The following is a 19,839-nucleotide window of genomic DNA, read 5'->3' as shown; positions in this document are numbered from 1 at the left end:
ATGAGTTAAAAATTAATGCTGACAAATACAATTTCGTCTTTGTTAAAGCATGATTGTAATAAAAAAAGTAATTTCTTTTCTTATAATATTCATAGTAGGCAATACTACATACAAATCCAACGGTAAAAAAAATAATTATCCAATTGTGTAATAATTGTAGCCAAAATGATGATGGTACTTCTTCAATTGTCGAAGAAATAAATGATGCAACAAGAATCGACGATACGAACGAAAATAAAATATTCAATGGTAATAATGATCGGTAATATATCCAACACATCTTAATCATACTTTCATATTTGTATTTGAATATAGCCTTCTTACGATTTTATTTTTTGATGTCAGACAACAGATAATATCTATTAAAAGTAACTAAATTTCAGCTGTTTAATAAAATTAAAAATGTTAAATTGACGATTGTTAACATAAAATCACTTTTTATTCAAAACTCTCGCTAAATTTATTATATGCTCAAACATTTCAATATAACTGTTTACGGTAATGTTCAGGGAGTCGGATTTCGCTGGCATACCCGCAGAATGGCAGAGACTCTTGGTGTAAAGGGATACGTAAAAAACCGATATAATGGCACTGTTTATATTGAAGCAGAAGGAAGTGAAATACAGCTTTCACAGTTTGTAAGCTGGTGTAAAAAAGGACCAGATCATGCGCAGGTTGAACATGTGGATATTACTATAACTGATCTGGTTGGGTTTAATTCGTTTACGGTTAGAAGATAAGTGGGTACCGAGGGCTTCGCTTAAAGCGAAGCCCTCGGTATGCTCAGAATTCCACCATTATTTTTAAGACCTCTCCCGTATGTTCTGACCAGTATTTAACGGTTTCAGACGCCTGTTCTACTGAAATAGTTTTTGTGATTAACAGGTTTTCATCCAGGTCGCTGCCCTTCAGATATTTAATTACTGCTTCAAAGTCGGATGGATTGGCATTACGTGATCCCATGATTTTCAGTTCCTTCTGTACCCACAGTTTGGTTAAGAAGGATATTTCGCTTCCGGCATAGCCAATACATACCACCCGTCCCGCAAACGCGACTTCTTCCATGGCCGCTTTATAGGTAACGGTATTTCCGGCTGCTTCAACAACAACAGTCGGACCGTCACCGTTAGTTATCCTTTCCAGTTCTTCATGCAGGTTCTGCTTTAGTGAATTAATGGTATGAACAGCTCCAAGTTTTTTAGCTACAGCCAGTTTGTCATCATCAATATCCACAGCTATCACAGTTGCACCACGCAGGGCAGCACGAACAATAGCACCTGTTCCGATCATTCCACACCCCAGAACCATAACGGTATCCAGATCTGTTACCTCACCATTGTCAATGGCGTGAAAGCCAACAGTCAATGGTTCAACCAAAGCCAACTGACGTGTTGATAGCTGCTCGTCGGTTAATATTTTCTGCCACGGAACCACAATATATTCCGCCATGGCCCCATCGCGTTGCACTCCCAGCGTTTCATTATAGCGGCAAGCATTAAAACGCTTCTGTTTACACGAGGTACACTGTCCACAGTTGGTATAAGGAACCACGGTAACTTTCTGTCCCGCATTGAAGTTTTCAGGAACACCATCACCTTTTTCGATTATTTCAGCAGAAATTTCATGCCCCGGAATACGTGGATAACTCACCATGGGATTTTTTCCCAGATAAGTGCTCAGATCCGATCCGCAGAACCCCACGTACTTTATCTTCAGTAAAACCTCGCCTGTTCCTGCCACCGGCATTTCACGTTCCACAACTTTTACTTCACCTGCTTTTATAATTTCTATTGCTTTCATATTTTATCTTTAGACACAAGATACAAGAATCAAGACACAAGACTTCTGTGAATTCCCGACAATCGCATCTATAAATTGTATACTTTCTTTGCATTCTTAAACAGAATTTGGTCCTTTTCTGTTTGGCTAAATCCTGAAATTATACCTCTTACTATATTAACCCATTGTTCATATTCTGTAGCTACAAGGCAAACCGGCCAGTCAGAACCAAACATGAGGCGTTCGGGACCAAATGCTTCCAAAACCACATCAAAGTATGGCTGAAGCTGTTCACTGGTCCAAGTTTTGTAATCTGCTTCAGTCACCATGCCACTTAGCTTGCAATACACATTATCGCGTTTTGCAAGTTCATACATATTATTCTTCCAATCCTTAATTTCATTGGTTTTAATTTTAGGTTTGGCAATATGATCCAATACAAATACCTGATCCGGATGTCTGTCCACAAACCTGATGCTGTTCGGAAGCTGATGTTCAAATATCAGTATTTCATAGAGCAAATTATACTCTTTTAGCAATACAATCCCATTATTAAAATCCCGTCCTAAAATAAATTCCGGGTCCGTTTCTCCCTGTACCACATGACGCACGCCTTTCAACCAGAGATTACCTTTATATTTTTCCAAAACAGAATCTAAATCGGGTGAAGCAAGGGGCACCCAACCGATCACGCCTTTCATAAAATCATGTTTTTCTGCCAATGTGAGCAACCAGTCTGTTTCTTCCAATGTTTGTCTGGCCTGAACCGAAATGACCTGTTCAACACCTGTTCCCTTGATGGTTTGCTGCAGATCATCCGGCAAAAAGCTTTTACGGATTATGGCCATCTCATCATCAATCCAGTCAAACTCTACCGGATTATACTGCCACAAGTGGTGATGTGTATCAATAATCATCATGTTGATTTATAAAAAGGGATACGCCGGATCAATAATCTTTTCTTCTTTTAATGCTTCCCAGAAACCATACGGCATAGGACGCACGATAACAATCTTGTTCCGTGCCATACGGGTTGGTTTCCCCGGATTAAGAGCTACAGCATTCACCGGCTTAGGTGAATAGGCAAACTGCAGACAGGCATCACCCGGAACTACATTAAACGTATCGCAAACGGCATAGAACTTCTCTCGCCATTCAAATAAATGCTGATCCTGTGGATTTGATACATCTACCAACCGGTAATCAAAATAGGCACCTCCGGTCAGAAATCCGGCATTAAAAACTCCTGAGTTAATGATGCCAACGCCATCCTTCTCCAGTTGCATGAAGAAATCAAGAACTTCTCCGGGATGGGAATAAACCGTGAAAGAGTTGGCAAACATGATCCAGTCAAATTTCACATGCTGGTACAAATCATAAATTACTTTCCAATCCTTGGACCCAATGCCAACCGCTTTAACCTTTTTCTTCTTTTTCAGTTCGAACAGGGCTTTATAAGCACCAAGTACATCATCAAAGCGCTTTTTCCTGTCTTCTTCGGATTTAGCTGCTGCAAGATATTCATCGGGATCATGTACCGAAACCAGTTCTGATTTATATGTATCTCCCAGCAGCTCACTTCCCTGCTTCCAGCATTCCAGAATGCCTTCGTAGCTTATTTTCTGTACAGCATCGTGTTTAATATTAATCCATGCACCAGGTTCAAATGTTGGTTCATCGGTAGTTAGGGGCACACGATACCATCCCAGCTTATTGCTGATGGTAATCTGAGACGGATCAACACCAAGTTCCTTCAGGCCTTTTCCAATGGTTTCAAGAGACAAACCAGCACCGTATTTCCCGGCAGAATCAATCACAACTTTCTTACCATCCGCCACATTGAACCATTCCTTTATCAGTGCCAGCTTTTCCTTCCATGAAAGTTCCCGGTAAAGATTTCCGAGATAGCTGGTCCCATAAATAATTGGCGGACATTCAATGCCGGTTTTGCCTAAATATTTTGGTTTAATAAATGTCATTTAATCCATTTTATAAATACGTTCCATCAACTGCCATTTTTCATCGGCAGAGGCATCTTCTGAGGTATTCTGAAACTTTGACACATAAGCCTCCCATTCACTTTGCCGTGGTTTTTTTGCCAGATCATGCATTGCTAGGTCATGATCGAAATCCACTATTGTATCCATGATCATGAACAACTGGTTCCCCAAAATGTAAATTTCCATATCCAGAATTCCAACCTCTTTCATTCCTTTTGTAATCTCCGGCCAAATGGCACCGGGTGCATGAACTTTTTTATATGCCTCAATCAATTCCGGATCATTCTTTAGAGTTAAGGTCTTACAATATCGTTTATATTCTGTCATTATACTGCTACTTTTTTGGTTAATGATAACCTGTAATACGCGTAAGAACCTATTACAATAAAACAAACCAGAGGAATAAAGTAAGAAAAGCTTACACCTATTATGTCAATAAAAGCACCCTGTAACGGTGTGATTAATGCACCACCAAGAATCGCCATAATTAATCCGGAAGCACCTACCTTTGTTTCTTCATCCGTCAAACCATCACTTCCCATGCCAAATATGGTTGGAAACATAAGAGACATAAACGCCGATATTCCTATCAATGAATATACGCCGACAATACCTCCAACGAAAATTACACTCAGAGAAAGCAGACCTGCCATTACTGAAGCGGTTAAAAGTAATGTACTGTCTTTAAATTTTCTCATAAGGATAGTAAAGATCCATCGCGAAACACCAAACAATATCAGTGCCCATGAATGATATTCCAGAGCCTGATCGGGAGTCACATGCAAATGTTCAGGGATATAAAAATTTGTGTATGTCCATACCGTAATCTGTGCTCCAACATAAAAAAACTGTGCAATCACGGCAAACGTATAATTCTTTCTTTTGAATAAGGATTTAAAGGTTCGAAACAGATGCAGGTCGGCACTGTTATCAGAAACCTTTGGCATCTTCATGACAGCAATTAATATCCACACCAGCACCAAAACAGCAGCAATAGACAAATACGGAAAAATGACGATGTTCAGAACTTCATTGATCTGATCAGATGCAACCTGTATATTACCCTCTGCATCCAAAGGCATCTTGGCCATAATGAGATAACGGGCCAAAAACACACCAGAAACAGCTCCGATCGGATTAAAAGACTGTGCAAAATTTAAGCGCCGTGTTGCCGTTTCTCTTTCACCCAGTACCAGAATGTAGGGATTTGCATTGGTTTCCAGAATACTTAAACCGCTTGCCAATACATAATAAGAGATACAGAAAAAAATAAATTCCTGTAGCAACGTTGATGGATACAATAAAAGACAACCAATGGCATAAAGCCCTAATCCTACAAGAACCCCTGTTTTATATGAATACTTCCGGGATATCATAGATCCGGGAATTGCCATACAGAAATAACCAAAGTAAAATGCAAACTGAATGAGTGAGGCCTGAAACGTACTTAATTCGCCAAATACTGCCTTAAAAACCCTGACAAGAGGATCTGTGAGGTTATTTGCAATACCCCACCACATAAAACAACTTGATAATAAAATAAATGCCAGTGTGTACTTCTTATCCAGTAATGGCACTTTCTTAGCTATTGCATCCATGTTCTATTGTAATTTTATTCTTATAAATAACTCATCAATGTACATATTTTATTTCTAATCTTCCTTTTCAGGATTATATGTTTTAATCCCGAATGATTTCCCTACTATTTTATGAGCCTCTTCAATGGAACTGGCATACCCCATCGCCACGCTCTGCCATAACATGTTCCCAATGGTTGCTCCCTCCACCGGTCCTGCATGAACCGGAATTCCTACTGATTTTGCCGTTAACCGGCACAGCAATTGCGACTGAATGCCGCCGCCAAGCATATGAAGGCAGTCGAACTTTCGGTTTCTGAGATTAATCAGGACATCCAGAATTTCTTTGAAAGATGCCGCAAGGCTTTCGTACGCACACCAGAAATACTCCAGTGGATTTTTAAACGGCTGATAACCTGCTTCAGACAGCAATTCATCAAATACCAGTTTCATGCTTCCAGGATTGTACAACCTGTTGTCGTTCGGATCAATGGTTATACCGCTTGACCCGAATCCTGAAATGCGTTGTTCCAGTTCACCATACGATAAATCCGGGAACAGCTCCTCCTTAAGTTTCTGGATCAGCCACAAACCCATGGCGTTTTTATGCACCTTAATATTCCCCGGCGACGTAATCTCGTTGGTGATACCTTCGGTAAAAGCCAGCTCAATAGTGATTGGCATTGTGCTCTTCATGCCCATGATACACCAGGTCCCTGTTGATATATAAGCATAATTATCTGTAGTGGCAGGAATGGCTTCAATGGCTGATGCGGTATCGTGTGAAGGTGCAAGACAAACTTTGGCATTCGACAGCTTAAATTCGGATCTGACTTTGCCAATCACCGTTCCGCAACGTTGTGGTTCAGAAAACTGATCTGACTTAAGCGCCAGTTTTTTCAGGATAAGTTCATCCCATGTGTTCGTTGTAATATGTATCATTTGCGATGTGGAACATAACGATAGCTCGTTATTTAAAACACCACTCAAATAAAATGCTATGTAGTTGGCCATAAAAAGAATAGCCCTGACATGTGCAAATTCTGATTTGTCTTTAACCGACAGAAACTGAAAAAGCGTGTTGAACGGATAAAAGTTGATACCGGTTCGTTCGAATGTTTCTTTCGCTGACAGAAATTCATTCTCCCACCTTTCCAGCATGCCATCTGTCCGCTTATCGCGGTATGCAAAAGGATTGGCTAAAGGTTTCAAATCGCTATCAAGAAAAACATGGTCCACACCCCAGGAATCAACAGCCACACTTTGAATTGGATAAACCGATAGTTTGGCAGCCTTTTCCAGTCCCTTTTTAATCTCATTGGTAATTCGGACCAGGTCCCAGCGCTCGTGTCCGTTTTCAAATATAATTTCATTGGCAAAGCGGTGCACCTCGGTCAGGGTTAGTTTAGCGGAAAACTCTCCAAGCATGATCCGGATACTACCGGCGCCCATATCGATTGCCAGACATGAAAACTGATCCATACCCAATAGTATTTAGAATCCTTTACTTCTCAGTTTTTTTGCTTCGTATTCTCCGCCGTTTATAAGATGCATCAACGGAACCGGACGATCTACACCCTCTATTAAACTGGCTCTGTTTTGCCATGGCGCAACCGATAACACATTGGTAAGATCCATCCAGTATTGCAGAACAGCTGGTTTCAATCCGGCGGTCATGTGGAAGTGGTTAGCCGGTGCATACTGTTTGTATTCTGCCATGGTGGCATATTTCGGAACTACCCACGTATGTGGCCAGGTGACATTGGAACTGTTGGAAATAAAGGTTTCCATTTCTTTTGGAAGATCCACTGTGGTTGCTTCATCCCATATCAGGCTGAACATGCCATTTAATTCTGAGTAGGTTAAGCGGCTGGCAATACCGTCAATACCACCTGGAGATACGAAGTTAACACTGTTTCCTCCACCCGGGAAATAATACAATTCTGCTCCCGGCATAGTGATTCGTTTCAGCAAAGCTTCTGCCTTTTCACCCGGTAAGCCTGCCCAGTTCAGACTGGCTGATCCGGAGTTGTCGCCGTCAACCAAACCTTTTTGCAGCCATAGCTCGTTACCTGTAACTTTCAATCCAAGCTCCTCCACTTTTTTCTTCAGTTCCCACGGTTCCCACACTTTCCGGAAGTCCATAAACAACGGAGGATTTCCTCCTGACAACCATGTTTTAAACAACATGGTCAACGTTCCCTGCATATCTGCCTCTGTTCCAAATGGCATCGCAAATTTGGCTCCGTTATGGTCGAAGGTTGAATTAAACAATGACTCGGCCATATCGCAAATTGGCAATGGAATGCCACGACGGTCGCTTCCCCATTCCAGCTGGTTCATAAATGCACCGCCAACCGCATCCAGATCGGTCAGCAGATCGCGCATGATCAGGTACATACTTAGCGACTGATCCAGCTTTTCTTCGGCACCTTGTTGTGACTTGTCAATAGATTTCAAATTGGATTCCAGCCAGTTCTTTAAGGCCTTCAGTTCTTCTTTATCGTAATCTTTTTTGTTCAGTTTATCTGCCAGCAATTTCATATCCAGCCTGGTCACCTCCAGACCAAATGTGTTGCGGGTTGCATTTACATGGGTTAAAGCTGTTTCCATGCCCATGGAGTCGTGTCCAAAACAAACCACCCGCCTGCCTTTCAGACCAACATAAGTTACAGCTGCATAGCACCAGTCAATCAACTGATCCAGTGTTTCGGGTTTGATGGCAGGATCCAATCCGTTGTCATCCCAGCTGCCAACATTCAGATGGGTCAACCGGCCCTGTTGTGCAAATGCACCATTAACAGCATGAGCAAATACCACGCCCGGTTTCGGTGCACTGTTACCACAGGTTATATTTAAAGGTGTGTCCTTTGGAAAATGTGCCATTAAACTCATCAGGGTCAGCTGAGGAAAGGCCCATGTATCAGGTGTACACACCACAATATTTACACCCTCATCCTTAAACTGACGAGCCACTTCATCGGCCTGCTTTTCGCCGTCGATTAATATCGGGGACCAAACAACATTTACTGTTTCATTAGCCGGAACCTTAACTCGTTCAGAAATAACACCCGCTATTTTATCTACGATGTTCTGCGTACGTATTCGTGCATCATCATCAATCCTTGGATCACATGCAGCACACACACCGATATTAATGCTGCTTTTTCGTGTTTCTGAAAATCTTTCAGAGAGTCTGACTGCTTTTCCCATGATATATTTTAATTTTGTAATTATTAAACAACTGATTGATTACATCACTATTTATTGAAGTTCAAAATTAAGTGTTTAAAGCTTATATATTGTTGCATATAAAAATCTTAAATGTGTACAATTTAAACATTAAAGCATGTTTTACAGAATATGATTACTGCCAATGAAACCGTTTAATGAAATTATTGACCATCACATTGACCCTTCAGATGTCAGGCAACAATTTGAAACCTTTCAAATTAAACTGCATTGTTGCAGGTACTGGAAATTTCACAACTGGAATGTCAGAAATTTGTCTGCACCTTTCTGGCGCTTTTACCATAATGAATTGCCGGGGGCGTTTGTTGAACTGGAAGGCTGTTTATATGAACTGAATAAGGATCAGTCACTGTTGATTCCACCTAATACTCCATACTCAATTCTGACGTCCGGCAATAATTCCGATTTGAATATAATTGATGGTTCACGAATTACTTCTATGGACGAGATTCATCATCACGAACCGGACACATTTGACCATTTATTCATACACTTCAACCTTGGGATCAACCGTGATGATTGTGAACCGGGGATCTATAAAATTCCGGTAACCGATCAGTTGCGGAAAAATATCACAACAATACGGCATCATCTACTAAAGGACCATGTTTCCATTCCGGTTCATATAACTACTAAAATATATAATGTAATCATGGAATCAGTGGCTTCTCTGCCTCAAAAGAGCTGGATACTGACACATTACGATGAGCGGATAGATGATACCCTTGCATTTATTGAAACGCATCTGCACCGCAATATACAGAACGAAGAACTGGCTCAAAAAGTGAACCTGGTAACCAATTCATTTGCACGCTTATTTCGTGAAAATGTGGGTCTTAGTGTACAGAAATATATTCAGAAAAAACGCATTGAAAAGGCACTGACGTTATTGCATCATTCAACTTACACCATCGAACAGATTGCCAGGGAATGCGGTTTCTACGACCTCCACCATTTTTCGCGTGTATTCAAACAGGAGCTGAATATGCCACCAACCTATTACAGAAAAAATATGAGTATTGCGTAATTCAGATATAAGTATCAAGACACAAGAACCAAGAATGCAAAAAGAGCTGCCTTAACAAGACAGCTCTCTTTTATTTTAAGCATTTCTGATTATTACATCATTCCTGGCATTCCGCCTCCCATGCCGCCTGCAGGCATTGGTGGTACATCTTCTTTTATGTCAACCAAAACACATTCTGTTGTTAGGAACATGCCTGCGATAGAAGCTGCATTTTCAAGAGCAATACGTGTTACTTTTGCAGGATCAATTACGCCACTTTCGTACAGTTTCTGATATTCATCAGTACGGGCATTGTAGCCAAAGTCGTCTTTACCTTCTTTAACTTTCTGAACAATAACAGCACCTTCCTGCCCCGCATTGATTACAATCTGACGCATTGGTTCTTCAATAGCACGCTTAACGATTTCAATACCGATTGTTTCATCATCGTTTTCGCCCTGAACACCATCAAGAACATTAATAGCACGAACCAAAGCCACACCACCACCAGGAACGATTCCTTCCTCAACGGCAGCACGCGTTGCATGCAATGCATCGTCAACACGGTCTTTTTTCTCTTTCATTTCAACCTCAGTAGCAGCTCCTACATAAAGAACAGCAACACCGCCAGCCAGTTTAGCCAGACGTTCCTGAAGTTTTTCTTTATCATAATCAGAAGTGGTTGTTTCAATCTGCGCTTTAATCTGATTCACACGGGCAGTAATGGCATCTTTATCACCAGATCCGTTTACAATGGTCGTGTTTTCCTTGTCAATGGTGATCTTTTCTGCTTCACCAAGCATATCCAAGGTCGTAGCATCAAGCTTCAAACCTTTCTCTTCACTGATGACAACACCACCGGTTAATACAGCGATATCTTCCAGCATTTCTTTTCTGCGGTCACCAAAACCAGGTGCTTTAACAGCAGCTACTTTTAAAGATCCTCTTAAACGGTTAACAACAAGAGTTGCCAGTGCTTCACCATCCACATCTTCAGCAATAATTACCAATGGACGGCCGGTCTGTGCAGTTTGTTCCAGAACCGGTAAAAGATCTTTCATGGTAGAGATCTTTTTATCGTGGATCAAAACGTATGGTGCCTCAAGATCGGCTTCCATTTTTTCGGTATCAGTAATGAAGTAAGGAGAAATATAACCCCTGTCGAACTGCATCCCTTCAACAGTTTTCAGTTCATCCGTAATACCTTTGGCTTCTTCAACGGTTATCACACCTTCTTTACCAACAACATCCATAGCATCGGCAATAAACTTACCTATTGATTCATCGTTGTTGGCAGATACTTTAGCCACGTTCTGGATCATTTCGCGGGAATCGCATGGTTTGGACTGTTTCTTAATGTTTTCAACAACCAGACCTACAGCTTTATCAATACCACGTTTTAAATCCATTGGGTTGGCACCTGCAGTCACGTTTTTAAGACCAACAGAAATAATGCTTTGAGCAAGAACAGTTGCAGTTGTTGTTCCATCGCCGGCATCGTCACCGGTTTTAGAAGCAACTTCTTTCACCATCTGTGCTCCCATATTTTCATATGCATCTTCCAGTTCTACTTCTTTTGCAACAGTTACACCATCTTTTGTAACCTGAGGAGCGCCAAACTTCTTTTCAATTATTACGTTGCGTCCTTTGGGGCCTAAAGTAACTTTAACTGCATCGGCCAGAATGTCCACACCTCTTTTCAGGTTGTCTCTGGCTTCAATATTAAACTTAATCTCTTTTGCCATTTTTATTTTGATTTTGTGTTATTAAACAATAGCTAAAATATCCGATTGTCTCATTATCAGGTAAGTTTCTCCATCAAGTGTCAGTTCTGTACCGGCATATTTACCGTACAAAACGGTATCACCAACCTTAACTTCCATTGCTTCATCATTCGTACCGGGACCGGCTGCTACAACTTCACCTTTTTGTGGTTTTTCTTTGGCTGAATCCGGAATAATAATTCCGCTTGCTGTCTTTTCTTCTGCAGCGGCAGGTTTAATTACAACTCTGTCTGCTAATGGTTTGATATTCATCTTTTGTTATTATTAGAGTTAAACATTTTATTTTTGAAACCGGTCATCTTCTTATCACATTGTATGCCAAACCGTATTCTGACACTTTCATAAAATAATGACAAAAAAAATGTCAGACTTGTATGACAGTCTGACATTTTGATATTTTTACTTATATCTCTTATTCCGTATCTGAATCCTGTTCTTCCAGAGCAGGAGCTTCTGTCGGGAATTGAGGAACCTGGTTAGGATCAATTGTCTGTTCTACTCTTTCCTGAATAGCCGATTCAGCCTGACCGCTGCTTCTTGGAATAGCTGCTGCGCCTGCAATGCACAAAACAAGAATAGCAATAGACAAGGTCCATGTTGCCTTTTCAAGGAAATCTGTCGTTTTTCTCACACCCATAATCTGGTTTGATGATGCAAAGTTGGATGCCAAACCTCCGCCTTTTGAGTTTTGAACCAATACAATCAGTATCAGTAAAACTGCTGCAATGAAAATAAGAATTGATATTAAAAGATACATTGTGATTATTTTTCGTTATTCTTTAATTGCTCTACAATTTTAATTTGACCCGCAAAGTAAATACTTTTTTCGGGATATTTCAAACTTAACTTTTTAAATATCTGCAGTGCTTTTTCAAAGTTTCTCTGTTTGATATATATCCTTGCAAGTGTCTCGGTCATAAATTCATCGCTATCGGATACCGATTTGGCACTCAAATCCTGAACCACACCGTCTTTATCCACAGGTTTTTCTCTGGATGCAGTGAATGCCGGTGTTTCTTTAATGAAGTTATCTATCAGCTCCCATTTTTTGTTTGGCTGAACCGGTTTTTCTTCATCCACATCAGCTTCATTTGGCCTATGACTCATAATATCAAGCCACTGGGCGAATGAATGAACACCATCAAACTTATCTCCGGAAGTTCCTTCGCGTGTAATTTTTGAGATGTTGAAATAATCGTTTGATATGGTAACAGAGTCAAAATATGTGTTTTCTTTAGCCGCTTTTGGTTCCTGAAAAACCTCTTGCTGTTGCTCGAACTCCTGCTCAGGAGTCTCTTGCTGTTGATTTCTTTCTTCTTTACTTATTTCAACCGGCTTTAGCCCCGGTTCAACAGATTTTATATCCGGAGTCCCCAGGATATAATCATATAGTAATTCCCTGTTCCCTGCATAAGCAGCAATCTTTGTCAGATACTTTTCATATAACACATCTTTGGTTTCATACAAACTTTTTAAAAGCAGCACATGTCCGGTCTGAAAAGCCGGATAGGCCTTTAAAAGCTCTTTAAGCTGGGGTGCGACTTCAGGTGTTATTGAAGCCGGTTCTTTCAGATATGCTATGAATTCTCCTTTGTTCACTACCAGTTTGCCACAGATTCGTTAAAAATATCTTCGAAGATCTGATCCAGAAGTTCTTCCCTGATCGTTTCCTTAATGGATTCAAAGTTTTCTGAACTGTCGAAATCCACATACGCAGAAAAGCTTTTTTCAAAATCCTGCTCCGGATCAGTTATATTCATAAACCTCACATTCACCTTCATCGTTACCCTGGTTTGGGCAGCCGTCATATCAGCCTGAATGGATTGCGGTTTAATGGTATAATCTGTAATTTCCCCTTCAAACTGTAAATCACCGTTATTTTCCTTGAGATCCAGACGCGTCTGTTTCATAAAATAATCCTTCAACCCCTCTGTAAAAGCCTGACTTAATCCCGGGTCGGCAACCAACGGTGCTTCATTTGGAAACAATGCCACAGACATTGTTTTAACTTTGGTATAATCAATGGATGCACCTGTAAATTTATAACTGATTTTGCATTGAGTTAAAATCAGCACACTTATGACAAATATGAATAATTTTCTCATCACTGGTCTATGTCGTATTCTTTAATTTTTCGGTATAACGTCCGCTCCGAAATCCCCAATTCCTGAGCCGCATTTTTCCGTTTTCCGTTATGTTTCTCCAATGCTTTTTTTATCAATTCTATCTCCTTATCTATTAAAGAAAGGGATTCTTCCACGTATACCTCGGTATCTTCAATATAGTCGCCATTGGAATGTTCTTCTATATGAATCGGTTCTTCCTCGTGTTTACTGAAATGAGACAAATGCACATCCTTCTTCTCTGAAAGGGTATTCAGAATACGGGATTTATCTTTGTCAAGTTTTGTTACATCAATATTCTCTTTATCAATAATTTCATGAACCAGCTTTTTCAGATCGTTCATGTCATTTTTCATGTCAAACAGAATCTGGTACAAAATTTCACGCTCGGAATGAAAGGTTTTTTCTTCCTTTTTGTCAGCATTGTAAAGTGCAGGAAGCTGATCGTGACTGTCAAACGGAATGTACTGTCTTAGAATTTCCGGAGTAATCTCCCGGTTCGGCTCAATCACCGAAATCTGTTCAGTCACGTTTTTCAGCTGGCGAATATTTCCAGGCCAGCGGTACTGAATCAGCAGATTTTTAGCTTCTTCTGTCAACCGGATATTCGGCATGCGGTATTTTTCGGCAAAATCCTGAGCAAATTTTCTAAACAGCAATACAATGTCATCGGTTCTTTCCCTTAACGGAGGGATGGAGATAGGTACGGTATTCAAACGATAATACAGATCTTCCCTGAATTTTCCTTCTTTAATGCCTTTGGCCATATTCAGATTAGTAGCTGCAACCACCCTCACATCGGTTTTTTGTATCTTGGATGATCCAACCCGAATAAACTCACCGGATTCAAGCACACGCAATAACCTTACCTGTGTTGACAACGGCAAATCGCCTACTTCATCCAGAAAAATGGTTCCTCCATCGGCTACTTCAAAATATCCTTTTCTATCGGTATGCGCACCGGTAAATGCTCCTTTTTCATGACCGAACAATTCTGAATCAATGGTTCCTTCAGGAATGGCACCACAGTTAACCGGAATGTAGGCGCCATGCTTACGCGAACCATACTGATGAATGATCTGAGGAATAATCTCCTTACCTGTTCCGCTTTCACCCGTAATTAAAACCGAAAGATCCGTAGATGCTACCTGTACAGCTATATCAATGGCGCGGTTCAGTCCGTAGGCATTACCAATAACACCAAATCGTTGTTTTACTTGTTGAATATTCATAGTGAGACTGAAATTTTTTCAGTAAAGCATGACAAATTTACAATAATTCAGTTTTCAGCCGCATTAAGCCGGTACATTTTAAAAATTTTTAGCGAAAAGATATGAAAATATGATAGCCGTTAGGACTTAAATGTTGGTGGAATATAGTAATTTAGTAAAATAAAGTCCCGTAGGGACGTAATTACCTTAAAACCAATTCATCATGGCTAATACTTACACTCAAATTCATATTCATGCAATATTTGGCGTGCAAAACCGACTTTCATTAATACACATTGGTTGGCGAGATGAACTTTACAGGTACATAACAGGTATAATTCAAAACCATGAACATAAATTATTGCAAATAAACGGAACGCCTGACCATATTCATGTATTATTCGGCATGCGACCGATACAATCATTATCAGAATTAATGAAGGATATAAAAGGGAGTTCTTCAAAATGGATTAATGAAAGAAAATTGGTCAAAGGGAAATTCTCCTGGCAAGAAGGTTATGGCGCCTTTTCGTACAGTAAATCACAATTATCCGGAATAATTCGTTACATAAAAGGTCAAGAGGAACATCACCGACGAAAATCATTTAGGGAAGAATACATAGATTTTCTAAATGAATTTAAAATAGATTATGATCCCAAATATATATTCCGTGAAATAAGATGAAACTATTTCGTACCTACGGCACTTGATAAAAAAGTGAGAATTTATTTTTACCGACATTATGTCCTTACAGGACAATGGAAAAAACTGCAATAATGAATTACGATTTTTTATCTCTGTATAATTGTTCGATTTATCGGATAAATATTAATTTAAGCAAAAGACGCCTTGGATGAAATCAACCTTTAGACATGTAAATTAAATAGCCCGCTAGGGCTTAAATGTTGGTAGAATTTCGTATTCGAAAAATTGAAGTCCCGTAGGGACGAAATTAAGTTATCCAAAATAGCTAACCTCTTTTCCTGTAATCTGTCCCAGCACATCGTTGGCCAGGCGACTGGCTCCGATTCTGAAGAATTTATTATTCAGCCATTCTTTACCTAATACTTCTTTTACTATGGTATAATAGAGCAATGCTTCTTCGGTGGTGGATATTCCACCTGCTGGTTTAATTCCAATCTTCTTTCCCGATTTCTCTCCAAATTCCTTTATGGCTTTCACCATCACCAAAAATGCTTCAGGTGTAGCAGCAGGAGAAATTTTACCTGTTGATGTTTTGATGAAATCCGCGCCGGCTTCCATGGCAATAATGGAAGCTGTTTTAATCGTTTCCGTGGATTTAAGCGCACCAGTTTCCAAAATAACCTTCAGCTTTTTTTCGCCACAGGCTGATTTGATTTCTGAAATATCATCAAAAACATTATCATAATCTTCATCCAGTAATTCTCCGACATTGATCACAATATCAATTTCATCGGCACCATCCATAATGGTCAGACTGGTTTCTGCAATTTTTACCTCTGTGAAGGTATGCCATTCCGGAAAACCGGCAGAAACAGCACAACACGAAACTCCTTCAACGTTCAGTGTGTCCCGAACCTGACCAATTAAGGATGGCCAGGTACAGATAGCAGCTACATTGGGTACATCCTTAAAATTTGACTGAAACTGATTAACTTTATTCACAAAGGCATTGATCCGCGTCTTGTTATCCTGTACATTAAGCGTTGTCAGATCAATCAGACTGAAAATGGTTTTATAAACATCTTTTGACTTATTTTCATCAACTTTGGCCTTAATGCCGTTCAGCTCCTTGTCTATTGTGGCTTCATCAGCTTTAAACCTGTACTGTGTGAGGCAATCCAATATTTTACTGGATAACTCTTTATTTATTTCCTCGTGTTTCATGCTAAATAATTTGCGGCAAAATTAGGGAATATTTTTGTTTTCAACGAAGTCCTCGTGAAGTACATGATGTTTGGTAATGAGGGTTTCGTTTTTTTACCGAGGGTTTCGTTTGAAACGAAGCCCTCGGTCGAGCTGTAGCACTCCTGCTTGTATTTCAGCAAAAAACCCTTCGAGCATTCGAAGGGTTTTTGTAGCTGTCCAAAGGCAATCTAAGTATTAATCAAACATTTATTATGAATAAAACTATAATGTTACACCAGATTTAAATATGGAAATCTCACGGTATCCGTATTTTTCATTATTTACCTTTTCTCCTTCTGCCACCTTTAAAATGTATGCCAGAAATTCTTCTGCCAGATCATCCAGCGATTTACCCTCATCTGCAACCGGTCCTGCATTAAAATCTATCCAGTGTGGCTTATTCTGTGCCAGCGGTGTGTTGGAAGATATTTTCATAGTGGGAACAAAACTTCCAAACGGTGTTCCTCTTCCCGTGGTAAACAGCACCATATGACATCCTGCTGCACCTAAGGTTGTACTGGCTACCAGGTCGTTTCCAGGAGCACTGAGCAGGTTCAGTCCGTTAACAGAAATCCGGTCACCGTACATCAACACATCATTCACCGTTGCCTTTCCGCACTTCTGCGTACAACCCAACGATTTTTCTTCAAGCGTAGATATACCTCCTGCTTTATTTCCTGGTGATGGATTTTCGTAAATTGGTTGTTTGTTTTCTATGAAAAAGGCTTTAAAATCATTGATCAGATGAACCGTTTTATCAAAGGTTGCTGCATCTTTTGACCGGTCCATTAAAATAGTTTCCGCACCGAACATCTCCGGCACCTCTGTTAAGACAGCTGTTCCACCCTGACTCACAAGAATATCGGTTAATTTACCCAATAACGGATTGGCCGTTATACCGGACATACCATCCGAACCACCGCATTTTAAACCAAGCCTCAGTGCTGACAAGGGAACATCTTCCCGTTTGTCAGTACCGGCTTTGGCATACAGATCGCGCAGTATTTTCATCCCCTCCTCAAATTCATCCTGCACTTCCTGCGTCACCAGGAACTTTACACGATCTTCATCAAAATCACCAAGAAATGTTTTAAAATCTTTGGGCTGGTTGTTTTCGCAACCCAATCCCAGTACCAATACTGCACCTGCATTAGGATGCAGCACTATATCTTTTAAAATCTTACGCGTGTTTTCGTGGTCATCACCCAACTGGGAACACCCGTAGTTATGCTTAAATATTTCAATGCCATCAACTTTTAGGTCGCCTACCTCAGCTTTTAAGGCATTGAGCATACGGTCTCCAATGCCGTTTACACAGCCAACTGTCGGCACAATCCACAATTCATTCCGAATCCCTACATCACCATTTTTTCGCTTATAGCCTTTAAAGGTGAGATTGCGTTGAGGATATTCCACATCCGAAAGCGACTGATTGAATTTATAATCCAGTACTCCCGAAAGGTTTGTTTTGATATTTTTTTCGTTCACATGATCACCCTGTGCAATTTCAGCAGTGGCATGTCCGATGGGATACCCGTATTTTATAATGTGGGCATCCTTTTTTATATCGGCAATGGCAAACTTGTGTGCTCTTGGGATGTCACTTTTCAAAATAATCCTGTTCCCGTTCAACTCCACCTCTGTGCCATTGGCCAGATCAGCCAGTGCAACAGCCACATTATCCTCAGGATCAATTAAAATATGCTTTGACATTGAAATATGTTTGTACGCTGAATTATTGTTTATGCTTCAATAGAAATAACTGATTTTACCACCTCTTCCATGCCTTCATGAATGATTTTATCGAGGTAAAATGCTGTCCGCCCACACAATCCTTCGATTTTTGTCAGATCCTCGCCCCAGATCATCTGGTTGCTTAAAAACACCTGAACAAAAGCATCGAGGTTCATCTCTTTATTTTCGAGTTTCTTCCAGTTGGTATTAAAAAAGCTCAGTACATAGTCGGTATCCTTCAAAGTAATGGCTTTACCATTGAATTCACCTTTGTAAAATGCCATCATGGCTGCAAGTGATAAAACGAGATTATTCGGCAGTTCGTTGTATTTGGCGTTGAATTCCTTTATCGTATCAAGCACACGTGCTTTAAATTTAGAGATTGAGTTCAGCGAGATACTCATCAACGCGTGCTTTACAAAAGGATTGCGGAACCTGTCCAGAACTTCTGCCGCAAATTTTTCCAGTTCCTCTTTAGGCATATCCAGTGCCGGAATGATATCGTTGTTTATGGTTTGCAGGATAAACTGTCCCATCAACTCATCTTCCAGGGCATCACCCACATATTCAATTCCGCACAGATAAGCTACAGGTGTCATAACCGTATGTGGACCGTTCAGCAGACGTACTTTACGGGTACGGTATGGTGTTACGTCATCCACAAACAATACATTCAAACCAGCCGCTTCAGCAGGGATTTCATTTTTGATCCATTGCGGACCTTCAATGACCCAAAGGTGAAACTGCTCACCGTCAACCACCATATTATCTTCATATCCTTCTTTCTCTTTTACCTCTTTGGCAGATTCAGGATTGAACCCGGGAACGATGCGATCGACCAGCGTGTTGGTGAATACATTTGCCGTATCCAGCCAGTTGATGAATTCACGATCAAGGCTCCACAAATCACAGTATTGTTTGACACATTTCTGCAGTTTATCCCCGTTCCGATCAATGAGTTCGCAAGGCAAAATGATAAATCCTTTTGAAGCATCTCCACTGAATGTTTTAAAACGGTGATAAAGTAAGGCCGTCAGTTTTGCAGGAAAAGAAGATGCCGGCTGATCATTCAGCTTATCCTTTGCATCGAATGTTATACCTGCCTCAGTTGTATTGGAAACGATGAAACGCATATCCGGATTCTCTGCCAGCTTCAGGTATTCATCGTATTGCGTATACGGATTTAAACCTCTTGAAACTGAACCAATAACCTGTGATTCTTTCAGGGCTTTTCCGTTTTTTATTCCTTTTGAAACCAATGTATACAGTCCATCCTGTTCATTCAGTTTATCCACCATTCCGAAATTTATGGGTTGAACCAAAACCACACTGCTGTTAAATCCGGCTTTTCTGTTCATCTCATCAACCATCCAGTCCACAAAAGCACGAAGGAAGTTGCCTTCTCCAAATTGAATTATCCGCTCCGGTGCCTTCTCAATGTTTTTAATCTTCCTGTTCAATTTCATAATGAGTTCTTTTTGA

The 19,839-nt window shown here is 40.3% G+C and carries 19 protein-coding genes; 3 read left to right on the top strand and 16 right to left on the bottom strand.

Translation table 11 applies throughout. From position 1 onward, the window contains the following. The first annotated feature begins 467 nt into the window (after positions 1–467). Positions 468–740, top strand: coding sequence for an acylphosphatase (locus tag ACE01N_RS01380; protein WP_380584068.1), 273 nt, complete (start codon positions 468–470; stop codon positions 738–740). Between the two features lie 43 nt (positions 741–783). Here ACE01N_RS01380 and ACE01N_RS01375 read toward each other — a convergent pair whose 3' ends face one another. From ACE01N_RS01375 to ACE01N_RS01345, 7 genes are all read right to left on the bottom strand, one after another. Then, a complete protein-coding gene (locus tag ACE01N_RS01375) occupies positions 784–1,800 on the bottom strand; it encodes a zinc-binding alcohol dehydrogenase family protein (RefSeq protein ID WP_380584066.1) in 1,017 nt (338 codons plus the stop codon). Between the two features lie 68 nt (positions 1,801–1,868). Beyond that, on the bottom strand, positions 1,869–2,699 hold the full coding sequence (locus tag ACE01N_RS01370; protein ID WP_380584064.1) for an amidohydrolase family protein: 831 nt from the start codon (positions 2,697–2,699) through the stop codon (positions 1,869–1,871). Positions 2,700–2,705: 6 nt separating this feature from the next. Continuing rightward, a complete protein-coding gene (locus ACE01N_RS01365; RefSeq protein ID WP_380584062.1) occupies positions 2,706–3,758 on the bottom strand; it encodes an aldo/keto reductase in 1,053 nt (350 codons plus the stop codon). Next, positions 3,759–4,106, bottom strand: coding sequence for an L-rhamnose mutarotase (locus ACE01N_RS01360; protein WP_380584060.1), 348 nt, complete (start codon positions 4,104–4,106; stop codon positions 3,759–3,761). Further along, a complete protein-coding gene (gene fucP / locus ACE01N_RS01355; protein WP_380584058.1) occupies positions 4,106–5,377 on the bottom strand; it encodes an L-fucose:H+ symporter permease in 1,272 nt (423 codons plus the stop codon). Before fucP ends, ACE01N_RS01360 begins: the two co-directional genes overlap by 1 nt. 54 nt (positions 5,378–5,431) lie before the next feature. Further along, positions 5,432–6,838, bottom strand: a complete 1,407-nt coding sequence (locus ACE01N_RS01350) for a rhamnulokinase (RefSeq protein WP_380584056.1) — start codon at positions 6,836–6,838, stop codon at positions 5,432–5,434. A 12-nt stretch (positions 6,839–6,850) separates the two neighbouring features. Continuing rightward, positions 6,851–8,569 carry a hypothetical protein gene (locus ACE01N_RS01345; RefSeq protein WP_380584054.1) on the bottom strand — a complete coding sequence of 573 codons (1,719 nt, stop codon included), beginning with the start codon at positions 8,567–8,569 and terminating at the stop codon, positions 6,851–6,853. Between the two features lie 163 nt (positions 8,570–8,732). On the opposite strand from ACE01N_RS01345, the gene ACE01N_RS01340 reads away from it, so the two are divergent. Continuing rightward, positions 8,733–9,635 (top strand): helix-turn-helix domain-containing protein, encoded by a 903-nt coding sequence (locus ACE01N_RS01340; RefSeq protein WP_380584052.1) that lies wholly within the window; start codon positions 8,733–8,735, stop codon positions 9,633–9,635. A 92-nt stretch (positions 9,636–9,727) separates the two neighbouring features. Here the strand turns inward: ACE01N_RS01340 and groL are convergent, their stop codons facing one another. The 6 genes from groL to ACE01N_RS01310 all read right to left on the bottom strand — a co-directional run bounded on the left by groL (position 9,728) and on the right by ACE01N_RS01310 (position 14,753). After that, positions 9,728–11,359 (bottom strand): chaperonin GroEL, encoded by a 1,632-nt coding sequence (gene groL, locus ACE01N_RS01335; protein WP_375727968.1) that lies wholly within the window; start codon positions 11,357–11,359, stop codon positions 9,728–9,730. A 21-nt stretch (positions 11,360–11,380) separates the two neighbouring features. After that, positions 11,381–11,650 carry a co-chaperone GroES gene (locus ACE01N_RS01330; RefSeq protein ID WP_375727969.1) on the bottom strand — a complete coding sequence of 90 codons (270 nt, stop codon included), beginning with the start codon at positions 11,648–11,650 and terminating at the stop codon, positions 11,381–11,383. Between the two features lie 160 nt (positions 11,651–11,810). Further along, the gene (secG, locus tag ACE01N_RS01325; RefSeq protein ID WP_375727970.1) at positions 11,811–12,155 is read right to left on the bottom strand and encodes a preprotein translocase subunit SecG; all 345 of its coding nucleotides are present in this window, start codon (positions 12,153–12,155) and stop codon (positions 11,811–11,813) included. Positions 12,156–12,160: 5 nt separating this feature from the next. Further along, complete coding sequence (locus tag ACE01N_RS01320; protein WP_380584049.1) at positions 12,161–12,997, bottom strand: hypothetical protein; 837 nt, start codon at positions 12,995–12,997, stop codon at positions 12,161–12,163. Continuing rightward, positions 12,997–13,503, bottom strand: a complete 507-nt coding sequence (locus ACE01N_RS01315; protein ID WP_380584047.1) for an LptE family protein — start codon at positions 13,501–13,503, stop codon at positions 12,997–12,999. Before ACE01N_RS01315 ends, ACE01N_RS01320 begins: the two co-directional genes overlap by 1 nt. Beyond that, on the bottom strand, positions 13,503–14,753 hold the full coding sequence (locus tag ACE01N_RS01310; RefSeq protein WP_375727973.1) for a sigma-54 interaction domain-containing protein: 1,251 nt from the start codon (positions 14,751–14,753) through the stop codon (positions 13,503–13,505). Before ACE01N_RS01310 ends, ACE01N_RS01315 begins: the two co-directional genes overlap by 1 nt. A gap of 202 nt (positions 14,754–14,955) precedes the next feature. Here ACE01N_RS01310 and tnpA point away from each other — a divergent pair, with 202 nt between their 5' ends. After that, positions 14,956–15,417: an IS200/IS605 family transposase gene (gene tnpA, locus ACE01N_RS01305; RefSeq protein WP_380584045.1), complete on the top strand. Its 462-nt coding sequence runs from the start codon at positions 14,956–14,958 to the stop codon at positions 15,415–15,417. A gap of 273 nt (positions 15,418–15,690) precedes the next feature. Here the strand turns inward: tnpA and deoC are convergent, their stop codons facing one another. The 3 genes from deoC to ACE01N_RS01290 form a co-directional block, all read right to left on the bottom strand. After that, positions 15,691–16,602, bottom strand: a complete 912-nt coding sequence (deoC, locus tag ACE01N_RS01300) for a deoxyribose-phosphate aldolase (RefSeq protein ID WP_380584043.1) — start codon at positions 16,600–16,602, stop codon at positions 15,691–15,693. 243 nt (positions 16,603–16,845) lie between these two features. Next, entirely contained in the window at positions 16,846–18,336 is a 1,491-nt protein-coding gene (locus ACE01N_RS01295) for a UxaA family hydrolase (protein ID WP_380584041.1), read from the bottom strand. Between the two features lie 29 nt (positions 18,337–18,365). Then, complete coding sequence (locus ACE01N_RS01290; RefSeq protein ID WP_380584039.1) at positions 18,366–19,823, bottom strand: tagaturonate reductase; 1,458 nt, start codon at positions 19,821–19,823, stop codon at positions 18,366–18,368. Between the last annotated feature and the right edge of the window lie 16 nt (positions 19,824–19,839).

Source organism: Quyinboa ferrireducens (genome assembly GCF_042436675.1).
GTDB lineage: Bacteria > Bacteroidota > Bacteroidia > Bacteroidales > UBA5342 > JBHJHP01.
Note: the sequence above shows the minus strand (reverse complement) of the source record. Positions and strands in the feature narration are given on the sequence as shown.

Excerpts from the sequence above, each read along its gene's own strand:
- ACE01N_RS01380 (WP_380584068.1), top strand. The coding sequence starts at position 468 with ATGCTCAAACATTTCAATATAACTGTTTACGGTAATGTTCAGGGAGTC.
- ACE01N_RS01375 (WP_380584066.1), bottom strand. The coding sequence starts at position 1,800 with ATGAAAGCAATAGAAATTATAAAAGCAGGTGAAGTAAAAGTTGTGGAA.
- ACE01N_RS01370 (WP_380584064.1), bottom strand. The coding sequence starts at position 2,699 with ATGATGATTATTGATACACATCACCACTTGTGGCAGTATAATCCGGTA.
- ACE01N_RS01365 (WP_380584062.1), bottom strand. The coding sequence starts at position 3,758 with ATGACATTTATTAAACCAAAATATTTAGGCAAAACCGGCATTGAATGT.
- ACE01N_RS01360 (WP_380584060.1), bottom strand. The coding sequence starts at position 4,106 with ATGACAGAATATAAACGATATTGTAAGACCTTAACTCTAAAGAATGAT.
- fucP (WP_380584058.1), bottom strand. The coding sequence starts at position 5,377 with ATGGATGCAATAGCTAAGAAAGTGCCATTACTGGATAAGAAGTACACA.
- ACE01N_RS01350 (WP_380584056.1), bottom strand. The coding sequence starts at position 6,838 with ATGGATCAGTTTTCATGTCTGGCAATCGATATGGGCGCCGGTAGTATC.
- ACE01N_RS01345 (WP_380584054.1), bottom strand. The coding sequence starts at position 8,569 with ATGGGAAAAGCAGTCAGACTCTCTGAAAGATTTTCAGAAACACGAAAA.
- ACE01N_RS01340 (WP_380584052.1), top strand. The coding sequence starts at position 8,733 with ATGAAACCGTTTAATGAAATTATTGACCATCACATTGACCCTTCAGAT.
- groL (WP_375727968.1), bottom strand. The coding sequence starts at position 11,359 with ATGGCAAAAGAGATTAAGTTTAATATTGAAGCCAGAGACAACCTGAAA.
- ACE01N_RS01330 (WP_375727969.1), bottom strand. The coding sequence starts at position 11,650 with ATGAATATCAAACCATTAGCAGACAGAGTTGTAATTAAACCTGCCGCT.
- secG (WP_375727970.1), bottom strand. The coding sequence starts at position 12,155 with ATGTATCTTTTAATATCAATTCTTATTTTCATTGCAGCAGTTTTACTG.
- ACE01N_RS01315 (WP_380584047.1), bottom strand. The coding sequence starts at position 13,503 with ATGAGAAAATTATTCATATTTGTCATAAGTGTGCTGATTTTAACTCAA.
- ACE01N_RS01310 (WP_375727973.1), bottom strand. The coding sequence starts at position 14,753 with ATGAATATTCAACAAGTAAAACAACGATTTGGTGTTATTGGTAATGCC.
- tnpA (WP_380584045.1), top strand. The coding sequence starts at position 14,956 with ATGGCTAATACTTACACTCAAATTCATATTCATGCAATATTTGGCGTG.
- deoC (WP_380584043.1), bottom strand. The coding sequence starts at position 16,602 with ATGAAACACGAGGAAATAAATAAAGAGTTATCCAGTAAAATATTGGAT.
- ACE01N_RS01295 (WP_380584041.1), bottom strand. The coding sequence starts at position 18,336 with ATGTCAAAGCATATTTTAATTGATCCTGAGGATAATGTGGCTGTTGCA.
- ACE01N_RS01290 (WP_380584039.1), bottom strand. The coding sequence starts at position 19,823 with ATGAAATTGAACAGGAAGATTAAAAACATTGAGAAGGCACCGGAGCGG.